Source organism: Psychrobacter maritimus (assembly GCF_904846345.1).
GTDB classification, from domain to species: Bacteria; Pseudomonadota; Gammaproteobacteria; order Pseudomonadales; family Moraxellaceae; genus Psychrobacter; species Psychrobacter maritimus.
This window is the reverse complement of record NZ_CAJHAJ010000008.1, coordinates 55,224-77,878: the sequence shown is the minus strand read 5'-3', so window position 1 is coordinate 77,878 and position 22,655 is coordinate 55,224. Positions and strand designations below refer to the sequence as shown.

The 22,655-nt window shown below is 43.8% G+C and carries 21 protein-coding genes; 15 read left to right on the top strand and 6 right to left on the bottom strand.

What is annotated here, in order from left to right; translation table 11 throughout:
• Positions 1 to 139 precede the first annotated feature (139 nt).
• Positions 140 to 475: a pyrimidine/purine nucleoside phosphorylase gene (locus tag JMX50_RS11055; RefSeq protein ID WP_068407914.1), complete on the bottom strand. Its 336-nt coding sequence runs from the start codon at positions 473 to 475 to the stop codon at positions 140 to 142.
• A 569-nt stretch (positions 476 to 1,044) separates the two neighbouring features.
• On the opposite strand from JMX50_RS11055, the gene recN reads away from it, so the two are divergent.
• From recN to JMX50_RS11010, 9 genes are all read left to right on the top strand, one after another.
• Entirely contained in the window at positions 1,045 to 2,724 is a 1,680-nt protein-coding gene (recN, locus tag JMX50_RS11050) for a DNA repair protein RecN (protein ID WP_201629559.1), read from the top strand.
• A gap of 132 nt (positions 2,725 to 2,856) precedes the next feature.
• Positions 2,857 to 3,420 (top strand): YqgE/AlgH family protein, encoded by a 564-nt coding sequence (locus tag JMX50_RS11045; protein ID WP_201620045.1) that lies wholly within the window; start codon positions 2,857 to 2,859, stop codon positions 3,418 to 3,420.
• A gap of 72 nt (positions 3,421 to 3,492) precedes the next feature.
• Entirely contained in the window at positions 3,493 to 4,005 is a 513-nt protein-coding gene (gene ruvX, locus JMX50_RS11040) for a Holliday junction resolvase RuvX (RefSeq protein WP_201629558.1), read from the top strand.
• 74 nt (positions 4,006 to 4,079) lie between these two features.
• Entirely contained in the window at positions 4,080 to 4,559 is a 480-nt protein-coding gene (locus tag JMX50_RS11035; RefSeq protein WP_201629557.1) for a hypothetical protein, read from the top strand.
• Positions 4,560 to 4,638: 79 nt separating this feature from the next.
• Positions 4,639 to 4,965 carry a sulfurtransferase TusA gene (gene tusA, locus JMX50_RS11030; RefSeq protein ID WP_201629556.1) on the top strand — a complete coding sequence of 109 codons (327 nt, stop codon included), beginning with the start codon at positions 4,639 to 4,641 and terminating at the stop codon, positions 4,963 to 4,965.
• A gap of 140 nt (positions 4,966 to 5,105) precedes the next feature.
• Positions 5,106 to 6,326: a methyltransferase gene (locus JMX50_RS11025; RefSeq protein ID WP_201629555.1), complete on the top strand. Its 1,221-nt coding sequence runs from the start codon at positions 5,106 to 5,108 to the stop codon at positions 6,324 to 6,326.
• Positions 6,327 to 6,357: 31 nt separating this feature from the next.
• Complete coding sequence (xerD, locus tag JMX50_RS11020) at positions 6,358 to 7,296, top strand: site-specific tyrosine recombinase XerD (protein WP_201629554.1); 939 nt, start codon at positions 6,358 to 6,360, stop codon at positions 7,294 to 7,296.
• A gap of 44 nt (positions 7,297 to 7,340) precedes the next feature.
• Entirely contained in the window at positions 7,341 to 7,679 is a 339-nt protein-coding gene (locus tag JMX50_RS11015) for a DUF3817 domain-containing protein (protein ID WP_201629553.1), read from the top strand.
• 335 nt (positions 7,680 to 8,014) lie between these two features.
• A complete protein-coding gene (locus JMX50_RS11010; RefSeq protein ID WP_201620050.1) occupies positions 8,015 to 8,623 on the top strand; it encodes a class I SAM-dependent methyltransferase in 609 nt (202 codons plus the stop codon).
• Between the two features lie 129 nt (positions 8,624 to 8,752).
• Here JMX50_RS11010 and lptG read toward each other — a convergent pair whose 3' ends face one another.
• Positions 8,753 to 9,994, bottom strand: a complete 1,242-nt coding sequence (gene lptG, locus JMX50_RS11005) for an LPS export ABC transporter permease LptG (protein ID WP_201629552.1) — start codon at positions 9,992 to 9,994, stop codon at positions 8,753 to 8,755.
• Entirely contained in the window at positions 9,994 to 11,283 is a 1,290-nt protein-coding gene (locus tag JMX50_RS11000) for an LPS export ABC transporter permease LptF (RefSeq protein ID WP_201629551.1), read from the bottom strand. Before JMX50_RS11000 ends, lptG begins: the two co-directional genes overlap by 1 nt.
• A 420-nt stretch (positions 11,284 to 11,703) precedes the next feature.
• Between JMX50_RS11000 and JMX50_RS10995 the strand changes: the two genes are divergently transcribed.
• From JMX50_RS10995 to sstT, 4 genes are all read left to right on the top strand, one after another.
• Complete coding sequence (locus tag JMX50_RS10995) at positions 11,704 to 12,324, top strand: cysteine hydrolase family protein (protein WP_201629550.1); 621 nt, start codon at positions 11,704 to 11,706, stop codon at positions 12,322 to 12,324.
• A gap of 217 nt (positions 12,325 to 12,541) precedes the next feature.
• Positions 12,542 to 14,197, top strand: a complete 1,656-nt coding sequence (locus JMX50_RS10990; protein WP_201629549.1) for a leucyl aminopeptidase — start codon at positions 12,542 to 12,544, stop codon at positions 14,195 to 14,197.
• A gap of 35 nt (positions 14,198 to 14,232) precedes the next feature.
• Positions 14,233 to 14,742 carry a DNA polymerase III subunit chi gene (locus JMX50_RS10985; protein ID WP_201629548.1) on the top strand — a complete coding sequence of 170 codons (510 nt, stop codon included), beginning with the start codon at positions 14,233 to 14,235 and terminating at the stop codon, positions 14,740 to 14,742.
• Between the two features lie 200 nt (positions 14,743 to 14,942).
• Positions 14,943 to 16,145 (top strand): serine/threonine transporter SstT, encoded by a 1,203-nt coding sequence (gene sstT / locus JMX50_RS10980; RefSeq protein WP_201629547.1) that lies wholly within the window; start codon positions 14,943 to 14,945, stop codon positions 16,143 to 16,145.
• Positions 16,146 to 16,294: 149 nt separating this feature from the next.
• On the opposite strand, the gene JMX50_RS10975 is transcribed toward sstT, so the two are convergent.
• Together JMX50_RS10975 and JMX50_RS10970 are read right to left on the bottom strand one after the other, a co-directional pair.
• Positions 16,295 to 16,618 (bottom strand): chaperone modulator CbpM, encoded by a 324-nt coding sequence (locus tag JMX50_RS10975; RefSeq protein WP_201564015.1) that lies wholly within the window; start codon positions 16,616 to 16,618, stop codon positions 16,295 to 16,297.
• 118 nt (positions 16,619 to 16,736) lie between these two features.
• Entirely contained in the window at positions 16,737 to 17,717 is a 981-nt protein-coding gene (locus JMX50_RS10970) for a DnaJ C-terminal domain-containing protein (RefSeq protein WP_201629546.1), read from the bottom strand.
• A gap of 1,050 nt (positions 17,718 to 18,767) precedes the next feature.
• On the opposite strand from JMX50_RS10970, the gene JMX50_RS10965 reads away from it, so the two are divergent.
• A complete protein-coding gene (locus JMX50_RS10965) occupies positions 18,768 to 19,130 on the top strand; it encodes a septal ring lytic transglycosylase RlpA family protein (protein ID WP_201564246.1) in 363 nt (120 codons plus the stop codon).
• 270 nt (positions 19,131 to 19,400) lie between these two features.
• Here the strand turns inward: JMX50_RS10965 and JMX50_RS10960 are convergent, their stop codons facing one another.
• Positions 19,401 to 21,428, bottom strand: a complete 2,028-nt coding sequence (locus JMX50_RS10960) for an ATP-binding cassette domain-containing protein (protein ID WP_201629545.1) — start codon at positions 21,426 to 21,428, stop codon at positions 19,401 to 19,403.
• Between the two features lie 567 nt (positions 21,429 to 21,995).
• On the opposite strand from JMX50_RS10960, the gene erpA reads away from it, so the two are divergent.
• The gene (gene erpA / locus JMX50_RS10955) at positions 21,996 to 22,376 is read left to right on the top strand and encodes an iron-sulfur cluster insertion protein ErpA (protein ID WP_201564242.1); all 381 of its coding nucleotides are present in this window, start codon (positions 21,996 to 21,998) and stop codon (positions 22,374 to 22,376) included.
• Positions 22,377 to 22,655 lie beyond the last annotated feature (279 nt).

Sequence of the window (22,655 nt, the reverse complement as noted above, 5' to 3'; positions counted from 1 at the left end):
TTATTATAAGATTTATCTCTTTTTAAGTGCTTCATTTTAGGTGTTAGAAGTAGTCTTTTAACACCCTTATCCGCATTGACTTTTGATAGTATGAATTTTTAAGAGCTTTATCTTTTAATAGAAGCAACCTTAAACAGCATTAACCTTCTAAATGACAGATATACTGCACGATTTCTTCCGTGCGTAAGTTAAAGCCACTATTGCCTTCGACCACGAATGATTGTCCTGCGCGGTAGTAGCTGAATTCTTCTTCACCGTTTATTTTGACCTCACACTCACCGCTGATGATTTCGATACGTTCAGAGGTATTGGTGCTAAAGTGATAGTGTTCGACCAAATTGTCGCAAGGCAAAATAACTCCTAACGTTTTATGGCGACCGTCCTCAAACATAATGGTATGGCTTGAGCAACGACCATCGTAGGATATCGTGGCTTGAGCATTGACTGTTACATTGGTAAATTGCGCCGCTGTCATAGTGGCTTCCTTATCAAATAATTATTGCCAAACTAAAAAACCAAATTGAAAAATCGAATTGAAAAACTAGAGATTAATTCACTGCCTAAATGACAGTTAAACAACCTCTTTTTAATGACTAATTTTTAACGACTAACACTATATTTAGCTTAACGTCACCAGCAGCTAAACATAGCCTCCGGCTGAGCTTACATTGTCTAAAATAGTGATGCACCTCTGGCTTTGACCGTCATAGTACTGTCTTTGTTTGTCTATAAGACCAACCTTGTAGCACAGATTGTATGAAAATCTGGTGGTAAGAGTTTATCATTATGTGAGATTATGCTACCACATTATATCTATAAAGTTTGTTACAGCGACTAGGAAAGTTTGCTTTATTATTAAATGCACGACCGACTTTGATTACCTTTAAAATTTGTATTTACTGTCTTTTGCCACCATAATATTTGCCAATCCCCTTTATCTCATTAGCACCATTAACCAAAGCCATTTATTTCCTTATTTACCTATTTTAGACATGAATTATCAGCATAATTGGTGAAGTTCATTGTCTGCCATGAGAGGCGTTGATGCTCGTATCATTAACTTTACATCAGTTTGCATTGATTGCTCAGCATGAGCTGAGTGTGGCTGAAGGCTTCAATGTCATCACCGGTGAGACGGGTGCTGGCAAGTCATTATTATTGGATGCGCTATCTTTATGTGCAGGCGAGCGCGCCGACAGTGCGATGGTCAGACACGGGGCTGCGCACGCCGATATTTATGCCCAGTTTGATGTAGAAAATAATGACGTCGTTGCCGAATGGTTTGCCAAAAACGACCGACCTTTAGAAGAACCTGAAGTACTCATTCGTCGTCAGCTTAGTAATACAGGGCGCTCAAAAGCGTGGTTAAATGGCACGCCGGTCAGCTTGGCAGAGCTTAAAAGTTTGGGCGCCTTACTGGTTAATATTCATAGTCAACATGCCCAGCAAGCCTTGCTAAAGCCGCAGTTTGTGGTGCAATGGCTGGACGAGATGGCACAAATCACGCCACTTGCAGAACAAACGGCTAGCAGCTACCAAGCTTATCAGCAGCTCAAACGCCGAGCTGCTGATATCGCTAGCCGCGAAGCCCAGCGCCAAGACCGTATGCAGTTGTTGCAAAGCCAGCTTGCCGACATTGAGCCACTACTCGCCGTTGATTATGCAGAAGTTGAAGCGGAGCACGAAGAGTTATCCAATATTGAAGCATTAATGCAAGAGGCCAGTCATGGCTTGCACCTACTCGATAATGATAGCGATGAGCCAGATGTCATGACCTTGCTCGGGCAAGCGATTAAGCTTTGTGACAACCAAATGGGCGTCAGTCAAACCTTTGAGCAGGCTTCCGAGCAGCTACATTTAGCACAGCAGCAAATCACTGAGGTCACGGGCTTACTATCGGATTATGCTGAGCAACAACTACCTGATCCTGAGCGCTTGCAAACACTTGATAGCCTAATCAGTCTCGGGCATCGTTTGTCACGTAAGCATGGCTTGCCAGCAAATGATTTAATCGATGAAGCAAAAGGTTGGGAAGCACAATTAGAACAATTGGAAAACGAGCCAAGCAGCGATGCGATGGCGACGCAAATTGAGCAAGCATGGCAAGACTATCTCACGCTCGCAACGCAGTTAAATAAAGAGCGCTCAAAAGCGGCGCCAATGGTCAGTAAGCAGCTGATTAAGCAATTACAACCGCTTGCCCTGCCCAACGCCCGCTGCGAGTTTGTCTTTACCAAAAAGGCCGATACGAGCCAATATAGTGCGCAAGGCTGCTATGATATTGATTTATTATTTAGCGCCAACGTCGGTATGCCGATGCAGCCATTACACAAGATTGCCTCGGGCGGTGAGCTGTCACGGATGGCACTGGTGATGCAAGTATTGCAAGCGACCAATGCTGATAATAATGCCGCCAAGCCGATGCTCGTCTTTGATGAAGTCGATGTCGGTATCAGTGGCGGCACCGCGCAAGTGGTCGGTGAGTTATTACGCGCGCTTGGACAGACGCAGCAACTGCTTGCCATTACCCACCAAGCACAAGTTGCGGCACAAGCACATCAACATATCTTGGTACAAAAACATCATGATGAACAAACCGAAAGCGAGCTGTTAATATTGACCGATAGTGCGCAAGTCGATGAGCTGGCACGTATGTCTGGCGGTGTGACCATTACTGATGTCACCCGTGACCATGCCCGTAGTTTATTGACCGATGTTAAATAAAGATTTACGGTGCACCATTAACGTCTAATAAGCGCTAAATATTTGCTTTGGTTGATTTTTTACTCAGTATCGCCATATAGTGGTGTGTCATCTCTGTTATTTTACCATTTACATTAGGTTGCGTTTTTTGCTATGTCTAAAGCCAATTTGACCCATCATTTCTTAATTGCGGCACCCGAGCTGTCAGACCCACGGTTTGAGCAGGCGCTGATTTATATCTGTCGTCACGATAAACATGGCGCACTCGGTCTGATGGTCAATCGGCCATTAGAGCAGTCGCGCGTGGGCAAACTACTAGAGGATTTAGACATTGAAGTCACTAATCCGCAAGTGATGGAAGATGTGGCGCTAGAAGGTGGCCCTATGTATCCAGAAGTCGGCTTTGTCCTGCATACGGGTCAGCCAGAATGGGCATCGTCTTTTGCAATATCAGAAAACGTCTGTATCACTACCAGTCAAGATATCTTAAAACGCATCGCTGCTGGTCAAGGCGTTGGTCATTATCAGCTGTGCTTAGGTCATGCTAGTTGGGGTAAAAAACAGCTCGACCAAGAGCTCAATAACGGCGACTGGCTCGTCTGCCCTGCTGATTTAAACTTATTGTTTGATACGCCATTTGAAGAACGTTGGCAAATCGCTGCCGATAAGATTGGCGTTAATTTTGACTATTTAAGCAGCGATATTGGTCATGCCTAGCATTATATATTGAGTGCTATATACTTAGCAGCATTTGCTTGATGAAGACAGAAATAGGAAACACCCCTGATTATGGTAGATAGCACGCTTATAACAGATACGACAGCTGTCGAACCGGCGATTAAGCCGCATCTTATCTTGGCACTCGATTATGGCGTCAAAAAGATGGGCATGGCCTTAGGTAATACCATTACCGAAACTGCGCGCGCCTTTGATATCTTGGCGATGAATAACGGTCAGCCTGATTGGGATAATCTGCTCGGTATTATCAAGGTTTGGGGCGTGGCAAAAGTGGTGGTCGGATTGCCACTGAATATGGATGGTAGCAGCTCAATGCTGTCCAAGCGGGCGCACAAATTTGCCCGCCGCTTAGCCCATAGAGTTATGGAGCAGCATCTGCCGGTAGTTGTGAGTCTTTGCGATGAGCGCCTGACCTCAGTGGCAGCACGCGAAATTGCGTGGGAAAACAGCTGGATTAAAAACGAGCGCGACCCGATTGATGATATCTCCGCCTGTATCCTGATGTCGACTTACTTTGCTGATCCCAGTAGCAGTATCGCCATCGACGCGATTAAAGCGGATTAAGATAGCAGTAAGTCCATTGCTAACATACCGCGCCTCTTTGCTATATCATCTAAACAAATAAATGACTGATTAATATGACCACTGCCTCAGACCAATCTTTGCAAAACAAGTCGCAACGTGGCTTTGCGCCGCTAGCGATTGCGCGTATCAAAGGCGCTCAGCGAGCAAACCAAATAGCGATTTATCTTATTTATGCCGCTATTCTCGCCTTTATGGTCTTTGGCACCATTGCCAGTATCAAAGCCTTTCATGACAATCAGCTGCTTTATCAACTTTTCTATAACTTGCCCTATGCCTTGGTTGCGCTCACGATTCCCATTACCATTTATGATGCATTGGTTATTTATCGTTATCGCTTAAATCAGCCATCGATGATTGCCATGAGTATCGGCGTATCAACGATCATATTGGTTGGCGGGCTTTTATTTGCCGATACTGCTTGGTTGGGGTTATCCTGCTGGCTTGGGGTGGCATTTTTATTCAAAGTTAGCTTTAAGCGCTTTTTTAACTTTTTAGAAACTGAAGAAGAAGCCGAAATCGCTGAAGAAGTGTAAAACAGCTGAACAGAAAATAACGCTAACCAATAGATAGTAAAAAACTTTAACCACATTTTATTAATTTAAAACGACGACTATGACTACTTCAATATCTGATAGCACGATTCAACATCATCTAGATACCCAAGGGCTTATTTGCCCTGAGCCAGTGATGATGCTGCATCGAATCATTCGTAAAGCCGAAGCCGGCGCGGTGATTGAGATACTCGCCACTGACCCTGCGACCACTCGCGATATTCCTAATTTTTGCCGTCATTTGGGGCATGAGCTTGTAAAGCAAGAAACGCTTGCTGAAAATGTGCCTTTAAATGTTGATCCGGATGAAATAACAGTTGCTGACGATAATAACGCGCCTATCAGCGCCATGCTTTATCGTTATTTGGTCAAGAAAAAGAATGCTTAAATGTATTTGATTGACCCTAGAGCATTAGTAACCTAAGAGCACTAAGAACGTCAGTACATTAATAAAGTAACAGCAGTAATAGCATCAAGATATCTTTGCTTTGTACGAAACATATCATTCACAAATTAAAGGTAGATAGCGTGTTAGCAACCCAAAAGCAGTATGTGCAGTGGCAGGAAAACAAAGACGGAAACGAAACCTTACATCAAGCCCGCTGGTTGTCGGAAAGCAATCATATGCCGCCTGCCCGTATTGTATTGATTGATGATAAAACGACCGCAGATGAGGCTTACCGTTTGGCTTGCGAAGGCACTTCATTACTGTGGCGCGGTGACTTTCATAATGCCAAGCAATTGCTACAAGCGCTCAACCGACGTATCGAGCGTACCAATGAGCGCTCTGAGCAGCGTAAAATAAAAAAAGCAGCAAATCAGTCTGCTAGGTCTAATAAAACTGCAGTTGAATCTTCAGAGTTATCCAAAGACATTCCCAACTTATTTCATCAGCAGCGCCAAATCCAAGCCCAGCGTGCGCGCATATTAAGCCGCTTGCTATTAGAACTTGATGCCAATTATGTCAGCCAATTACGCCGCGCCCCTGATGTCAGTGCAGCTTGTATAGCTGCTTTTGGCGAGCTGAAAGAGTCATGTGTACTGTCGTTTCGTGATTTGCAAGGGGCGCTTGGCGCAGCACAATGGCGCGAAAAAGGCGTCCCAATTGAAAGCCTAGGCTTATCGATTTTCCCGCATTATGGCGTTTTTGCGCCAACTCGCCATGAGTATGTGCAGCTATTGCTTGATGCACCATTGCCGAAAATTCATGATGTCGCCTATGATATTGGTACGGGCACTGGCTTGCTGGCAATTATTTTAGCGCAGCGCGGTGTCAAACAGGTGATTGCTACGGACTTAAATCCGCGTGCGTTGGCCTGCGCCGGTGAGAACTTTACGCGCCTACAACTGGCTAACGTACAGTTGCAGCAAGCAGACCTTTATCCGACTGATGCGCCACGCGCCAATCTGATTGTCTGTAATCCACCTTGGCTACCTGCTAAGCCAAGCTCGCCGTTAGAGTACGCCGTTTACGATACCAATAGCACAATGCTACGTGGATTTTTGCAGGGCGCGAAAACTCATTTAGCTAAGCAAGGAGAAGTCTGGTTGATTCTGTCAGATTTGGCTGAGCATTTGCAGCTACGTACTCGTGAGGAATTATTAGGCTGGTTTGCTAATAGTGGTTTGAAAGTAAAATACCGTCTCGATACCAAACCTAAGCATGGTCGCAGTCAAGATAATACCGATCCACTATTTGCGGCGAGGAGTAGCGAGGTTACTTCTTTATGGTGCTTAGAACCTGCCTAATCTTTGATAATTAATAATTGAGTATCAAATTATGAGCCGCGACCGTGCTGTGCAACAGCGCCAACCTAAAGCGCTAGCCGTTGATGATGAACCTACTTATATCACCGAGTTTCGTCAAGCGATGCTTGCCCGCGGACTTGCAACGCGGACGCGTAACGCTTATGTGCGTGATTTGCGTTCTTGCGAGCTGACCAATCCTATTGCGCTGACGAAGTGGCAGCCTAATGACGTGCTGCACTGTCTATCAACCCTTACTCAGGAAGGCAAAACGCCGCGCACCCAAGCACGTATGCTGTCAAGCTTGCGCCAGTTTTATCTATGGATGATTGCTAGTAATCTGCGCGAGGACAATCCGTGCGAGCGTATCAAAAGCCCCAAATTAGGCCGTCCACTGCCTAAAGATTTAAGTGAGGCAGATGTCGATAATCTCCTCGCCGCGCCTGATACTAGCACCGCACTCGGACTGCGTGATAAAGCCATGCTAGAGGTGCTCTATGCGTGCGGTCTGCGCGTCAGTGAGTTGATTAACCTATCGCTTGAGCAAGTGAACCTAAACTCTGGTTGGCTACAAATTACGGGGAAAGGTAATAAGACCCGACTGGTGCCACTCGGCGAATATGCAGCAGATGCACTGGAAGATTATCTAACGCATGCCCGTGGCGATTTGATTGCGCATTTGAAATCAGGTAATTGCCAAGCGGTGTTCTTGACCGCGCAAGGTGGTTATATGACACGGCAGAACTTTTGGTATCTATTAAAGAAATACGCCAAAGTTGCCAGCATTGATAAAGAATTATCACCGCATACCTTACGTCACGCCTTTGCTACGCATTTATTAAATCATGGTGCGGACTTGCGTAGCGTGCAGTTATTACTGGGGCACAGTGATTTATCAACGACACAGATTTATACCCATGTGGCGACGGCGAGATTGCAGAAGTTGCATGCCGAGCATCATCCGCGCGGTTAAAGTTAAAACTGACTATTTATTGATGATTGTAAAAGGAATATAACGTGTTGCAAGCTCAGCCATCTACTCTGCCTACCCTAACAAAAGGGCAAAATTCTGCCCTCAAAAACCTTACCATCATGGGTTACTTGGAAGGCACTTCTTTTTTATTATTACTTGGTATCGCCATGCCACTAAAATATATGATGGGTATTCCTGAGGCAGTGAAATATATCGGTATGGCGCATGGGGCATTGTTTATCGCCTATATTTTGATGCTACTGATTGCAACGAGCAAAATAAAGATGCCGCTATGGGCAATGCCTGCCGGTGTGCTCGGCTCATTTTTGCCATTTGGTCCGTTTATATTTGATCATTTATTAAAGAAGAACCTAAGAAAGTAGAATTAAAGGTTTTTCGGTAACAAAGATGTGCTGAATTTCTATAATTTCTTAGATGTGGGTGTACCTCGCGCACCAATTTTAGACATCATTTTGATTAAGGTGCGCATGGCACACCCTACTCATCTTCAAATTAAGCAATCATATAACAGTCGCCTTGCGGCGCGGTTTAGCCCTGATAGTAGCGGATAGCAGGATTGGCTCCCATCACAATTTTTGCAATAACAACTTCCCACCATACAATTCCATAAATACATAGCTGCAAACCTGCCCTTTTCTCGTTACAATACCTGCCATAGTATATTAACCTTCTATTTATTAAATAATCCGAGAACTCCATGAGCCATAGACCCCCTGCTGACCTATTAAAAAGCGCTGAACACTGGCGTGAAGATATTAACTTTCGCCAAGATGTGCTGGGCAAACCGTTTGATTTTGCGACCACGTGGGGTATTTTTTCACCGCAAAAGCTCGATGATGGCAGCTTGATGCTGCTTGATTATGTGGATTTCCAAGCGGATGATGATTCGATCGATTTGGGCTGTGGCTATGGCGTGCTTGGCATGACGGCGGCGCGTGAATGCCCGAATGGTCTGCATACCTTGATTGATAAAGACTTTATGGCGGTAGAATATGCACGCCGTAATTGTGAGAAAAACGGTCTGAAAAATGTCGATGTTCATTTATCAAATGGCTTTAATCATGTGGCAAAAGACAAAGACTTTAGCCTTGTGATGTCGAACTTGCCGGCCAAAGTGGGTAAAGAGCAGCATTATCTGTATTTCCTCGATGCCTATGCACGTATGCGTCAAGGTGGACGTTTTTATGTGGTGACGATTAATGGCCTACGTCAATTTATGAAGCGCTCGTTTACCGAAGTATTTGGTAATAGCGAAAAGATCAAACAAGGTAAAACTTATACCATTACCATGGCGACCAAAGACTAAGCTTAAGCAACTTAAAAACTGAGCCATAAAAAATCCCGCTAACACGATGATGTTTTAGCGGGCTTTTTTATGGCTAAATTTTTAGGACTATATTTTTAAAGTTATATTTTTAGAATTACATTTTTAAGGTTACATTTGCCGCTTAAGTAAATATCCACCCAATATCGCACTGGCGATAATTGGCAATAGCACCATTAATAATGGCGAAAATCCAGTCGCGAGCGAAACAAAGCCGACCAAGTCTTGCACATAACTAAACAGCAAGCCGAATAGTAATGCCACGACGATACGTAAACCCAAGCTATGCGTACGTAGTGAGCCAAAGACGAATGAGCAGGCAACAATCACTAGCGATAAAATCGATAACGGTGACAGCAGCTTTTGCCAAAATGCCAACTCATGACTTAACGAGCGCGTGCCTTGTTGGCGCATAAATTGGCGATGCTCATACAGCTGGGTCAATGACAAATCTTCGGCCTTACGAGTGAGTAAATACACCGACTCAGGGGCAAAAGGCAAACTCAAGGTATCTGACGGTGCGATAGCTTGGCTACTCTCAAAGCCCTGACCAATCATCAGCTTGGTCATATTATTCAGCTGCCACTCGTAACGGTATTGCTCGCTCGGCTTGCTGCTATTAGTATCTATCGGTTCGCGGCCGATATATTTGCCGCCCTCAGCATGGATGGCAGTTTGCAGATTGCCATTATTGTCCAAATGCCAACGTTTAACTTCGCCGATATTGCCTTGCACATCGGCATAATCGATATACAAAATATCGCTGCCATCTGGCTTGGCACTGCCGTCTTTTGTACTCTCAAAGCGTGGCTGTACCGTCCAATAACCACGTACCGAGGTGACAAGCGAGCTATTATCTTCATCGTTAATCTCTTGCGCCAACTGATTGGAATGCGGCAGTACAAACTGATTAATCACCAATGCCAATAGCACAAAAATCAAGGCAGGCTGCAACACCCAACCGACGATACGATAAACACTGACGCCAGCGGCGCGCATGACGACCAGCTCGCTTTTATTGGCAAGTAAACCCAAACCGACCACGGCACCAAGTAACGCGCCCGTTGGGATAAATTGCTCTAAAAAGTATGGCGAGCGATAAAAGATATATTTAATCGCCTCGCCCATCGTATAGTTATCATCTAACGAATCTAACTCAGACAAATAAGAAAATACCAGCTGCAATGCCCACAAGCCTATAACCGCGCCGATGATGGCAAGCAAAGCGTTTAGTTTAACGTAACGGCTCAGCACTTTTAGATTGGTTGGTTTTGGCGCAAGTTTCAGTTTGGCTTTTGGCGAATTTGGCTTTGATGAATTAGACGATGATGATTTAGAGAATAAAGCGCTCATTAGGATTGTCCTCCTTGTGAGCCATTGCTTTTATGGTCAATATTGCCTTGATGCTCGCTGACGGTTAACTGCTCATCTGGTTTGCGAAAGCGCAAACGATGCTGGACGCGGCTGCCCCAATTCATATAGAGCGCCAATGCCATAAAACCTAATACCAACCATGCATACGCCCAAACGCTAACACTGCCTTTACTCACCGCATTTTTGAGAGAAATAATACCCAACGCGCAGCTGACAAATAATAAAATCGATGGGAACAGACGCAACCAGCGACCTTGGCGCGGACGTACTTGCGCCAGTGGCACGGCCAGCATCGGTGCAATAATCATCAACCAAGGCAAGGCCAAGCGATAGCCAAGCTCTCCTTGCGCCGCTCGAAGTGCATTTTCACTATTCACTGCTGTACTGCCCGTTGCGGCTTGCCATAATGGACCAATCGCTTGGGTTTCAATATTGGCTTCGGTGATGACTTCTTTGGAGGATTCGGTCAAGGTGATACGGTAGCGATCAAAGCCCACTTGATTGTATTTTAGACTGCCCGCGCCGACTTCATAACGGCGACCTTGGAATAAATCCAATTGGGTGACGCCGCTACTGCCGGTATCTGCTTGCTGAGCGCGTTTGGCAAGGGTAATGGTATCCTTACTGATACTGTTATCGCTTATAAGCGCATTTGGCAGCTCTGGGATATTTAATTGCTCAGCAGTTTCTGGGTCAATATTATTATTAACATCAACCGCCGCATTTTTTGCCGCACTGCCTTTAGGCTTAGGCTCAGATTGTATCAATATCACATCTTGCAATTGCTTTTTATCATCGCTTAAGCTGCCGACATACAAATGATAATTACCGCTGCTGATAAACTGATTGGGGCGAATCAAATCAAAAGCGCTGGTTAACGCTTGCTGCTGCCAAACACTTTCCGATGAGCGTACGCCCCACGGTTTACCAACGATAGATAAAGCCGCTTCCCCAACAAATAATGCCAATATCAACGGCGTCATCAAACGGCCAAGTTTGCCGCGCGACACACCGCTGGCATTAATCACCGCCATTTCTTGGTCAACATACAAGCGCCCGAATACCAGCATGAGAGCGATAAAAAATGCCAATGGCAGGATAAGCTCTAAAAAGTAAGGCAAATTATAACCAATGATGGTAAATAATAAGCTGATGTCCAGATTGCCTTCTGCGGCAATGCCAAAGTAACGGATTAAGCGGCCGCCGAGCATCATCACCACTAAAAACCCCAAGACCAAAGCGGTCGTTGAAGCAACTTGTTGAGTCATATAGCGGCGTAATATCACAATAGGCACTCTTTAGAAAAGGGTTGGTATGCGCACGATTCAGCACAGATTTATTGGCGCTACGATATAAATAGTAGCGATAAAGATAACCGTTAATCCTAGCATATTTTGCTCAAAAATGGCTGTGAAATGTGTTGGAAAATATTGCCTCTATCTTGCTATAACACTGTATTATTTAGTGGATAATAGCTAAAACCAAAAAGGCGTATAGTGTATATGAGTTATAAGTCTAACTTAATATCAGAGCAACTCTATTAAGTCTTTGCCCTATACTTTTACTTTATGTCATTTAGAAAAGTTTGTTTGTCCTTAGTATCCTTGTTCGCCTATCTTTAGATTTCATTGCTAGACTGAATACCTGCAAAATTTATACTTATAATTAATGCTCAACGGAGAATACTAATGACAAACAAATTCACTTCTACGCCCGCTACATTACTTGAACTTGCTGGTGGTCAATTTGATGCACTTGATTGGTCAAATTGCGCTATCGTCTTTATTGACTATCAAAACGAATACGTCGATGGGGCGATGCCATTGGGGCAAGCTGGTGCTAACGCCATTAAAAATGCGCGTCTGTTATTAGATAAAGCCCGCGCGCAAGACATTCCTATTGTCCATATCGCCCATCACGGCGCCGATAATGATAAAGTTTTTGATCCTTTATCATCAAATGTCGATATTGTCGCTGAATTACAACCAAAGACGGGTGAAACCGTCATCGTCAAAAAACATCCTAATGCTTTTTACGATACCAAGCTACAAACGCTAATAGCAGGCACGCAAAAGCAGCAAATTATTTTCGCAGGTTTTATGAGTCATATGTGTGTCAGCTCAAGCGTCAGAGCGGCGTTTGATTTGGGCTTTGATAGTTTTGTGTGCCATGACGCCTGTGCCACTCGTGCCTTGCCGAATGATAAAAAAGAAGCCATAAGTGCAGAAGTGATGCACGAGACCGCGATGGCTGCATTACAAGATAGATTTGCCGCTTTAGTCACGACCGCTGAATTGGTTGGTGAGTAAATTACTACTCTATAGAGACATAAAACAATTACTTAAATAATTATCGCAAAATTGTGCAAATATATTACCTAAGCCTTGCTCACTGCGCACTCGCCTTGCAATATGCTACACTATTGCGATGGCTCATTAGCCCAAACGATTTAACAGGTATAAGCAATTTAAATAAAACCTGCCGTTTTTATCATGCTAATTTCATAACTCTAATAAGGATAATTATATGAATATTAAATTAACCCAAACCCTACCAAAGACGCATACGCAAAAAATTCTTAAAAAAGAAGCCAAAAGTAAAGACGCGGCCTGCCTTGTGGTGCTTATCGATGATAAGAAAAACATCTTAGCTGAAGCCGCATTAAGCGATTATCAAACGCGCATTAAGCAGTTGATGGAAGTATCACATTTTAATGGTAAAGCCTGCGAGACCGTCGCTGATTATGCCTTGGCTGGTGATAAAAAAACGGCTAAAGAAAATCCAGTACAGCTGTTATTGGTCGGTGTTGGTAATATTGATAAGCTTGGTCATAGCGTATTGCAAAAAATTGCCAATACCATTTATCAAAGCACGCAAAAACGCGTCGATTCTATTACCGTCGCCCTAGGTGATGCATTAGAAGAAAATCATTTCGGTCAGTTTGCTTTGAATTTACTAGCAGCAAGCTACCGTTTCGATAAATATAAATCTGAGCAAACCACGCCAGTTTTAACCGATATCTATTTATTGGCTGACGAGTCATTAAAAGCTGCATTAACATTTGCTGAAGCGGTATTCGCCGGTCAAAGCTTAACCCGTGATGTCGCTAATGAGCCGGGTAACATCTGCTTCCCCGCTTATATGGCTGAACAAGCACAAGAATTGGCCACAACCTATCCTGACCTATTAAAAGTCACCGTATTGGGTGAAGATGAGATGTCAGCGCTAGGCATGGGTTGCTTCTTAGCAGTTGCGCAAGGTTCTGCTAAAGAAGGCAAATTGGTAGTCATGGAATACCATGGTAAATCAAACTTTAGCGCGGGCTCTAATAAAGGCATCACTAACAGCGCCAAAGTCGCGGGCGGTCTAAAAGCCTTGGCGGATAAATTACCGACCAAACTGCCTAAGAAATCATCTAAAAACGCTGATACAAATAACGATGTACAAGTTGCCAATGATGACGCGCCTATCGTCTTAGTCGGTAAAGGCGTCACCTTTGATTCAGGTGGTATCTCAATCAAACCGGGTGCAGCAATGGATGAGATGAAATTTGATATGGGCGGTTCAGCGTCGGTACTCGGTACGATTAAAGCTTTATGTGAAGCGCGCTTACCGATTAACGTCGTTGGTGCCCTTGCTTGTGCGGAAAACATGCCATCAGGTGATGCTACGCGCCCTGGTGATATCGTGAAAGCCATGAACGGCAAATCGGTTGAAATCTTAAATACCGATGCGGAAGGTCGTTTGGTATTAGCTGATACCTTATGCTACGTACAACGCTATAATCCAAAAGCAATTATCGATGTGGCAACGTTGACCGGCGCTTGTGTGGTTGCCTTAGGTCACGTACGCTCAGCGGTATTTAGTAATGACGAAGACGTGTTGTTTGAATTAGAAAACGCCAGTCACTTATCGGGCGATTTAATCTGGCATATGCCAATGGATGACGACTATCAAGCGCAGCTTGACTCGCCTATTGCTGATATGCAAAACATCGGTGGTAAAGGCGCTGGTGCTGTGACTGCGGCTTGCTTCTTATCGCGCTTCGTCGAAGAAGGTCAAGCATGGGCGCATTTGGATATCGCTGGTACCGCATGGAATTCAGGTAAAGATAAAGCGGCAACCGGTCGTCCTGTACCATTGTTTATGCAATACCTCAAAAACAGCGCAAACATGGCTTAATCAGTTGTGAATAATTCATTGATGAAGACCAGTTTATGAAAGTTAGTTTTTATGTTTTAAGTGAGAGTAAAGCCCAATATTTCTTGGGCTTTATTTGTCAGTTGACCCAAACGGCGCTTAATAAAAGCAGCCAATCGTTACTGATTCTTATCGACCAACAAGATGCCTTGCTATCGACGCTTGATGAAGCACTATGGTCACATGATGCCACAAGCTTTATACCGCATCAGCGGCTTTTAGATTCTAATATTGGTGACGGTGCTGATACTGATACTAGCCATAGGGAAAATACGGCTATTAACCCTATTAACAGTCAATCGTTAGCACCCGTTTTATTGGGCAGTTATATGCCAGCTGATTTTAAAGGTATTGTCCTAAATACCACCATCCATCCTGTTAATGACTTTATGGCAGCAACCAATAATGCCCAGCCTACTCGGGTACTTGAGCTGATAAAACCCGATGCCAATAGCGTGCAAGAAGGTCGTCACAAATATAAAAGTTATAAACAATTAGGCTATGAGCTCACGCACTTTAAAGTTTAATTTATTGATTTTTATCTTTATTTTCTCACCTTGCTAGCGCCCTTTATTTACCTACCGTGCCACGCTTTTTTGTTACCCTATAACCCCATGTCTACGTGGGTGAGAGGTAGGCGCTTATCGCAAAAAATGCTACCATCCTTCGATTACTTTTCCGTTCTATTATAAATTTTATATTTATTGACAAAGTCGAGGGTGTATAGATGCGTTCATTGATTGCGATGTATCAGCGTATAGGGCTGGTGCCGCTCATTATTATTGGTTTAATATTGGGGGTTTTGATTGGCTGGCTGGCACCAAATATCGGTATTGCGTTAGGATTATTAGGGACGCTATTTGTCGGGGCGCTAAAAGCAGTCGCGCCGATACTGGTATTTATCTTGGTCATGGCAGCCATTAGCCAACACCGTAGCGGCAATGAAGTTTATGTCAAACCCGTGCTTATTATGTATATGTTCGGCACTTTTTTGGCTGCATTAACGGCGGTTGCGGCAAGTTTTTTATTCCCGACAGAGCTGATATTGGTCAATGCCACCATTGAGCAAGTACCACCTGCCAATCTTCAAGAAGTATTGACCAACTTGCTGATGAATTTGGTCGCCAACCCCGTTCAGGCCATCGCTGAAGCCAATTATATTGGTATCTTAGCATGGGCAATTATCATTGGTTTTGCCCTGCGTCAAGCCAGCGATACCGCGCGTACCGTGGTCAGTGATTTTTCTGACGCCATCTCACAAGTGGTCAAATGGGTCATCGCCCTAGCGCCTTTTGGTATTTTAGGCTTGGTTGCTAATACCGTCGCTGAGACAGGCTTTGCCGCGTTGGCGGGCTATGCCCATATCTTGATGGTATTGGTCGGTTGTATGCTATTTATCGCTTTAATCGTCAACCCGCTGATTGTATTGGTTAAAACCGGTAAAAACCCTTATCCATTAGTATTTGCCTGCTTACGTGAGTCAGGGATTACCGCATTCTTTACCCGTAGTTCAGCGGCCAATATTCCTGTCAATATGAACCTTGCGCGCAAATTAGGTCTACACGAAGACACTTATTCGGTCACCATTCCACTCGGTGCAACCATTAACATGGCAGGCGCTGCTATTACGATTAACGTCTTAACCCTTGCTGCGGCGCATACGCTTGGTATCGAAGTATCGTTTGCATCAGCGCTATTATTAAGTTTGGTTGCGACGATTAGTGCTTGCGGCGCCTCAGGTGTTGCTGGTGGCTCATTACTCTTGATCCCATTAGCAGCAAGCTTATTTAGTATTCCAAACGATATTGCCATGCAAGTAGTGGCACTTGGCTTTATCATCGGTGTGGTGCAGGACTCTGCAGAAACTGCTCTGAACTCATCAACCGACGTCTTATTTACCGCCGCTGCTGATCCAAAATATGCGCGCTAGTTTTTAAAACGATACTTGCAAATAATAAACGGTATTTGCAAACCATAAAGGGTCTCATAATAGAGACCCTTTTTTTGTGTTGAATATTGGGTGATTTATTAATTTAAACAGTGATTTTAAATAACTGCTTTAGACTGTTATTGTAAAAACTATTTTAAATGATCGACATCTACTTCAATCACTGGTGTCTGCATGTCTAGCTGGCGTTTAAATTGACGCAATTGTTCCACCTCATCTAATAGCTCAAGTATCAGTCCAATTGCCGGTACGCTCGCTTCAAAGTCGCGACTTAGGCGTGAGGCACGGCGCACGGTGGTCAATTGATAACCGGTAAATTGCTGACGCTCTGGCACATCATATTCGATGATATTTTCTTCAATCAATTCGATGACCCATTGGCGCTCTTGACCACAGGCAGATACAAGCTCATCTAAGCTCAAGATAATGTCGGTAAATTCAGGCGAGTGTTTCATGGCGATTATCCTCGTTTGCTCTTTATTTTATCGTTATCGTATGGTCTTCATCTCTGCTGTTTGCTTTGTTATATTGCTGCTATTTTCGTAGCTTTTGGCGTTTTTAAATGCGATTTAGTTAACGGCTGATATTGGTCTCAGCAAAGGCTTCTTTAAGCTGCTCGTAGGCTTTGGTAGCGGACTCGCTGCTGATATCAGGGTTGACGATGTTTAAGGTTAAATATAAATCGCCGGCTTGCTTAGCAGGAATACCTTTACCCCTTAAACGTAAGTTGCTACCTGATTTGCTATTTTTAGGAATCGTCACGCCAAGCGTTCCTGCTGGGGTACTGACGTTAATTTTTTCGCCCAGTGCCGCTTCCCATGGCGCTACATTGACTGTCTGATAGACATCAGCGCCTTCGATACGGATATTATCCGCATGACGGATTTTTACCTTTAAAAACAAATCACCGTTTTTACCGCCACCAATACCGGCCGCACCTTGCCCTGCTAAACGAATTTGCTTGCCATCAGTGATGCCTTTTGGAATTTTAATTTTTAGGGTTTTATTTTCGTAATCGACGCTGCCATTTGGCTGACGGACAGGAACGTTTAATTTAATACTATAGTCATCGCCGCTGTAGACCGAGGACAAATCAACGGTAATCTCTGCATGTTGGTCTTGACCTTGGCTATTCTGTGACCTAAAACCACCCTGCTGCGATTGTCCGCGCGCGCCGCCGCCGCCAAAAGCGGAGAAAATATCGTCGAAGCGAAAACCGCCATCGCCATAAGCTTGACCTTCGCCAAACTGATCTTTGATATCTTCCCAGCGGAAACCGCCTTGTCCGCCGCCCGCTGATTGCCCTCCGAAGCCACCTGCACCGCCCTGACCAGCAAAGGGATTGTTGAGCATGGCATCGTATTCCGCCCGCTTATCTTTATCTCTAATGGTTTCGTAAGCGTTGTTAATTTCCGCGATTTTATTATCAGCGTCTGGATCGTCGCTGACATCAGGGTGGTATTGCCGCACAAGCTTACGATATTTCTTTTTAATCTCAGCATCTGTGGCGTCTTTTTTGACCCCTAAAATGTCATAGTAATTTTTCTCTGCCATGTTATTTTTCCTTCTTATAGTATTTATTACTGATCATTTATTTAATACATAATATGGGGGCAATGAATGAATATTTCATTTTTAGCATACGGTTGTCATCATCAAAGTTTGACCAGTAATGATGCCAAACGATACTAGCATTTATATTATCTGAATCACTTAAAGCATCGTTATTAGCGTGCGTCACTATAGTAGCGTTTTTCACTATATTAGCGTTTTTCACTATGATTCTGGCATCATTATTCTTTGACAGCTGTTGCCGTAATGTCAATTTGGTGAGGACAATGGCTGCATGACCCTCTCGTTTAGAAGCAATATAAGACAACACAGTACTTTGTTTGTCACGCTTAGCGCAAACCAAACTTGATGGCTTTATTTGTATGTCTATCTGCATATTGTTTTTGATTCATAAACCGTCACATTTACCATAGCATAGCTAAGTATGTGCTTGCCAAACTTTGCGCGCGCCTGCCTAGACATAAGAGCTATGTCAATCTTCTAGATGGTTAGATAGTTACAAACTTATTATTCCCACAAAACGCCAAATACTGCGGTTTCTTCAGAAATAGTAAGAATATAGCAAGATTTTATTACATTATTTTCAATTTTATCTCATTTTACTTTTTTAAATATTAAAATTATTAAATATAAGCCTTTAGCCCTTATATAGCGCATCTTTACGATAATCTTAACCACATAAGCAGAATTAGTTTTTATATTTACTAAGGCGATATGACTAACTTTTTTGATGTAAAAACCACTTTATCAGCACTGGTAGTGTTTATCTATTCACTTAGCCTAATAAATAAGTTTCACAGAACTGGCCATATATACCAAGGTCTACAGGATTGGTAGCAAGACTTAATAATGATCATAAAAACATCTTCTACTACTCTATTATGAGATATTTGAACTGGGGCGTTTTTTACAGAGCCGTAAGAACGAAGTAAGCTCCTTATTGTAAAATACCCATATTATTCAAGCTGATAGGGGCATGGATAACATAGGCAAGAGTATCTGTCTATCTCATCAATAGAAAAAAGGTATTAAATGTCTTATTTAATCAAGTCTTTAGTCATCACTTTATCGCTGCTGCTCAGTACCACCGTTTTTGCCGGCAACACCAGTTACTATGGTAGTAAGTTTCACGGCAAACGTACCGCAAGTGGCAGTATCTTCAATATGAACTCGCTAACCGCCGCGCATAAGACGCTGCCGTTTGGTACGAAGGTGCAAGTGACCAATAAAAAGACAAAGCAGAGCGTGATCGTAAAAATTACCGATAGAGGACCTTTTATTAGAGGTCGCATTTTGGATTTATCGAAAGCCGCTGCTGGTAAAATAAACTGTGAACTTTGTACCACCACCATGAAGATACTATCTTATGGTGATGGTAAATACCGTATGGAATAATGTAATAAAAAAGGGAGAGCTCACGCTCTCCCTTTTTTATGCTCGATGATTTTAAAACACTGGTTTGTATCGCTGAATAATTCTTCAATAGCCTATATAGTCAGTTTAAAATAAAAAGTTACGGCAGAAATAGTATTCTGCTGGTATAAATCTTCCTCGCTTGCTGTGCGCTTTGCACTCCAGAAGTTACGGAAAATTCATACCAGCAGGGTGTCCTTTTAAAGTGAATCTACTACTTCAAAATAATTATATTTGCCAACTGACTGCCGCCTATTTAACAGCCGCTTCCATTTCTTCTAGCGTCGTCATCGCGAGCAACAACTTCTCTTCATTATCACTATGCTGCTGCTGTAGCGCTGTTTGTTCATTGAGCAACACCAGCAAATCAGCCTTACGGCTTTCTTCATATAGCTCAGTATCAGCAAGCTTGGTCTCTAAACTGGCCAATTTATCAGTAATCTTAGCCAAGGCTTTTTCTGTGTCTTCAATCTCACGGCGAACAGGCGCGGTAAGTTTGCGTTGCTCAGCGGCCAATTTGCGTTGTTCTTCTTTGCTAAGCGCAGGCTGAGCAGCTTTTGCTGGGGCAGTAGCAGCTTTATTACTAATTTGATTACTAGCTAAACTGGTATTTGTTTCACGTGAAACAAACTTCTTATTATCCTTTTTGCTCTTTTTCTTACTATTGCTTTTATCAGGCGTATTTTCTTGCTTACGCTTTTCAGCAAGCCACTTACCGTAATCGCTGATATCACCATCAAACTCTTCGATTATACCGTCATGGACCAAAAACAGCTCGTCACAGACGTTGGCAATCAGCTCGCGGTCATGCGATACCAGTACCACTGCCCCTTCAAAACCCTGCAAAGCAATGGTCAAAGCTTGACGCATTTGTAAGTCTAAATGGTTGGTTGGCTCATCGAGTACCAGCACGTTTGGACGTTGCCAGACGATTAATGCCAAGGTTAAACGCGCGCGCTCGCCACCAGAAAATAGCTCACTTGGCGTGTCGATACGCTCACCGCGAAAGTCAAAGCTGCCGAGGAACGAGCGCAATTCTGTATCAGAAGTTTTGCCCGCTAGGCGGCGTAGCATTTGCATCGGCGTCGCTGCCGCATCCAAAGCATCCATTTGATGCTGGTTAAAATAACCGAGCTTTAGGGTATCAGAAACGCGATAGCTGCCTGATAAAATACCAAGCTCGCCGACCAAGGCTTTAATCAAGGTCGATTTACCAGCGCCATTCATCCCAAGCAAGCCAATACGCGTATCCGGCGTCACTTGGATATTGGCATTATGCAGTAGCGCGGTATCGGTATAACCAATATCGGCATTGCTCAGCTCAATTAAGGGCGAGCTCATATTTGCCGGCTCATAAAAGCGGAACGAGAACGGATTGTCCGCCATCATCGGTGACAGCTCTGCCATACGCTCAAGCTGCTTAATACGGCTTTGCGCCTGTTTGGCTTTACTGGCCTTGGCACGGAAGCGACGAATAAAGTCATCCAAATGCGCTTTGGTCGCTTGCTGCTTTTCAAACGCTTGCTGCTGCTGCGCCATGCGCTCATGACGGGTGCGAATAAACTGCTGATAGTTACCGGTATAAAGGGTGATTTTTTGTTGCTCGACGTGCAGAATATGACCGACGGTGGCGTCCAAAAACGCTTGGTCATGCGAGATGACGATAACCAAACCGCTAAAGGCATTAATCCACGTTTCAAGCCAAAGAATGGCATCCAAATCCAAATGGTTGGTTGGCTCATCAAGGAGCATTAAATCTGCGCGGCTCATCAAGGTCTTGGCAAGGTTTAAACGCATACGCCAACCACCGGAAAAGCCTTCGACGGGCAGCTCATGCTGGCTGGTATTAAAACCAAGACCCGCCATGATTTGTGCCGCTTTGGTCGGGGTACGATAGCCATCAATCTCATCAAACTGCTGATGTAATACGCCAATTTGGTCGTCACTGACACTGCTCAAATCATTTAACGCCGCATTAATCTCATACCACTGCTCATCGCCACTTAAGACGTAATCAATCGCCGTTTGGGTACTGGCGCCCACTTCCTGCGCCATATGCGCCACATGCCAGCTGTCAGGAATACTGATTTCGCCTTTATCAAGCGTCACTTCGGTATCACCGGTGCCCATACGTGTCAATAATAAGGCAAACAAGGTCGATTTGCCTGTGCCGTTATTGCCCGTTAAGCCAACTTTATGGCCCGGATGTAGCTGGAAGCTTGCCCCTGCAAACAACTCACGACCATCACGGCGAACACCAACGTCTTTAAATTCGATCATATAATTTCTTCATCTCAACAATAATGTAAAACTTAAGGCAATAAAAAACACACGTCTGGCATGTTTACTGGCGGCTATTATTTCAAACGCTTGCCGCATAGGCAAACAATTAAATAAGTATTTTAAATTCAAACCTTTATACTGCTAAAAACCGCTTATTATGATAATGAGGCGTAGACTATTTAAAAGTTTGCAGTTTCAATCACTTTTTTAGTCGTGAACGCTGTTGTTACCCTTGACAAATCAATCATTAGCCCAATTATGCTATACTAGTAAAACACTATTGACATCATGCAGTTAAGTGCTAATAGCCATGATAGTATGGGCTTCAGCGTATGCCACCATGACAGCTCGATATGAGCGTCTAAAGTCTTAAGCCAAATATGCATACCCCAAACTATGAGTGTCTATATGAATGTCTAAATGTCAAATAGTGACCCAATCTCATTAATGTTACCGTAGCCTATGCGTATCAGCCGCTACGGATCAGTCGCCCTATCCTGTATAAATAGACGACCTCGCATCAATAAAAAACAATATCATTTGATTTTAGCAACTGAGGTAGATATGAACGAATCAACCAACCAATTTAACCCAAGCGCCAGCCAGCCCGTCGACCCAACTGCCTTGAGCTTAACTGACAGTGCGGCTCAAAAAGTACGTCGTCTGCGTGAAGAAGAAGGTGACAGCGAGCTTATGCTACGCGTCTATGTGACCGGCGGCGGCTGTTCTGGTTTCTCTTACGGATTTAGATTTGACAGCGACTTAGGCGAAGACGACGCCAACTTCGATAATGGCGATGTGACCTTAGTGGTCGATTCGCTGAGCTATCAGTATCTACAAGGCTCTACGGTTGACTATACCGAAGGCTTAGAAGGTGCGCGCTTTGTGGTTGCCAACCCCAATGCCACCACTTCTTGTGGTTGTGGTTCATCGTTTTCTATCTAAATCACTGTTTTTTAAATCAATGATTTTTCTTCATTTTATTAAGGCACCTATCTTATCGTTAGGTGCTTTTTAGTCTACGCTTTATGAGTAATAGATAATATTAGATAGTTTGATATTGATAAAGCGGTCATGACGCACCATACAAGCTATAAGAAAGTAAAGCCCAAGAAGTACAACCGACCCTCTTTATCTTAGGTTTTTGCGGCTATTTTATCGCCAGTTTTTGCATTAAAACTGCTCGAATTGAACACCGGAAAAGCTTACTGTATTTGTAATTGC

What these genes read in the sequence shown, in the direction of transcription:
- JMX50_RS11055 (WP_068407914.1), bottom strand. Translation starts at nt 475, where the DNA reads ATGACAGCGGCGCAATTTACCAATGTAACAGTCAATGCTCAAGCCACG.
- recN (WP_201629559.1), top strand. Translation starts at nt 1,045, where the DNA reads ATGCTCGTATCATTAACTTTACATCAGTTTGCATTGATTGCTCAGCAT.
- JMX50_RS11045 (WP_201620045.1), top strand. Translation starts at nt 2,857, where the DNA reads ATGTCTAAAGCCAATTTGACCCATCATTTCTTAATTGCGGCACCCGAG.
- ruvX (WP_201629558.1), top strand. Translation starts at nt 3,493, where the DNA reads ATGGTAGATAGCACGCTTATAACAGATACGACAGCTGTCGAACCGGCG.
- JMX50_RS11035 (WP_201629557.1), top strand. Translation starts at nt 4,080, where the DNA reads ATGACCACTGCCTCAGACCAATCTTTGCAAAACAAGTCGCAACGTGGC.
- tusA (WP_201629556.1), top strand. Translation starts at nt 4,639, where the DNA reads ATGACTACTTCAATATCTGATAGCACGATTCAACATCATCTAGATACC.
- xerD (WP_201629554.1), top strand. Translation starts at nt 6,358, where the DNA reads ATGAGCCGCGACCGTGCTGTGCAACAGCGCCAACCTAAAGCGCTAGCC.
- JMX50_RS11010 (WP_201620050.1), top strand. Translation starts at nt 8,015, where the DNA reads ATGAGCCATAGACCCCCTGCTGACCTATTAAAAAGCGCTGAACACTGG.
- lptG (WP_201629552.1), bottom strand. Translation starts at nt 9,994, where the DNA reads ATGAGCGCTTTATTCTCTAAATCATCATCGTCTAATTCATCAAAGCCA.
- JMX50_RS11000 (WP_201629551.1), bottom strand. Translation starts at nt 11,283, where the DNA reads ATGACTCAACAAGTTGCTTCAACGACCGCTTTGGTCTTGGGGTTTTTA.
- JMX50_RS10995 (WP_201629550.1), top strand. Translation starts at nt 11,704, where the DNA reads ATGACAAACAAATTCACTTCTACGCCCGCTACATTACTTGAACTTGCT.
- JMX50_RS10990 (WP_201629549.1), top strand. Translation starts at nt 12,542, where the DNA reads ATGAATATTAAATTAACCCAAACCCTACCAAAGACGCATACGCAAAAA.
- JMX50_RS10985 (WP_201629548.1), top strand. Translation starts at nt 14,233, where the DNA reads ATGAAAGTTAGTTTTTATGTTTTAAGTGAGAGTAAAGCCCAATATTTC.
- sstT (WP_201629547.1), top strand. Translation starts at nt 14,943, where the DNA reads ATGCGTTCATTGATTGCGATGTATCAGCGTATAGGGCTGGTGCCGCTC.
- JMX50_RS10975 (WP_201564015.1), bottom strand. Translation starts at nt 16,618, where the DNA reads ATGAAACACTCGCCTGAATTTACCGACATTATCTTGAGCTTAGATGAG.
- JMX50_RS10970 (WP_201629546.1), bottom strand. Translation starts at nt 17,717, where the DNA reads ATGGCAGAGAAAAATTACTATGACATTTTAGGGGTCAAAAAAGACGCC.
- JMX50_RS10965 (WP_201564246.1), top strand. Translation starts at nt 18,768, where the DNA reads ATGTCTTATTTAATCAAGTCTTTAGTCATCACTTTATCGCTGCTGCTC.
- JMX50_RS10960 (WP_201629545.1), bottom strand. Translation starts at nt 21,428, where the DNA reads ATGATCGAATTTAAAGACGTTGGTGTTCGCCGTGATGGTCGTGAGTTG.
- erpA (WP_201564242.1), top strand. Translation starts at nt 21,996, where the DNA reads ATGAACGAATCAACCAACCAATTTAACCCAAGCGCCAGCCAGCCCGTC.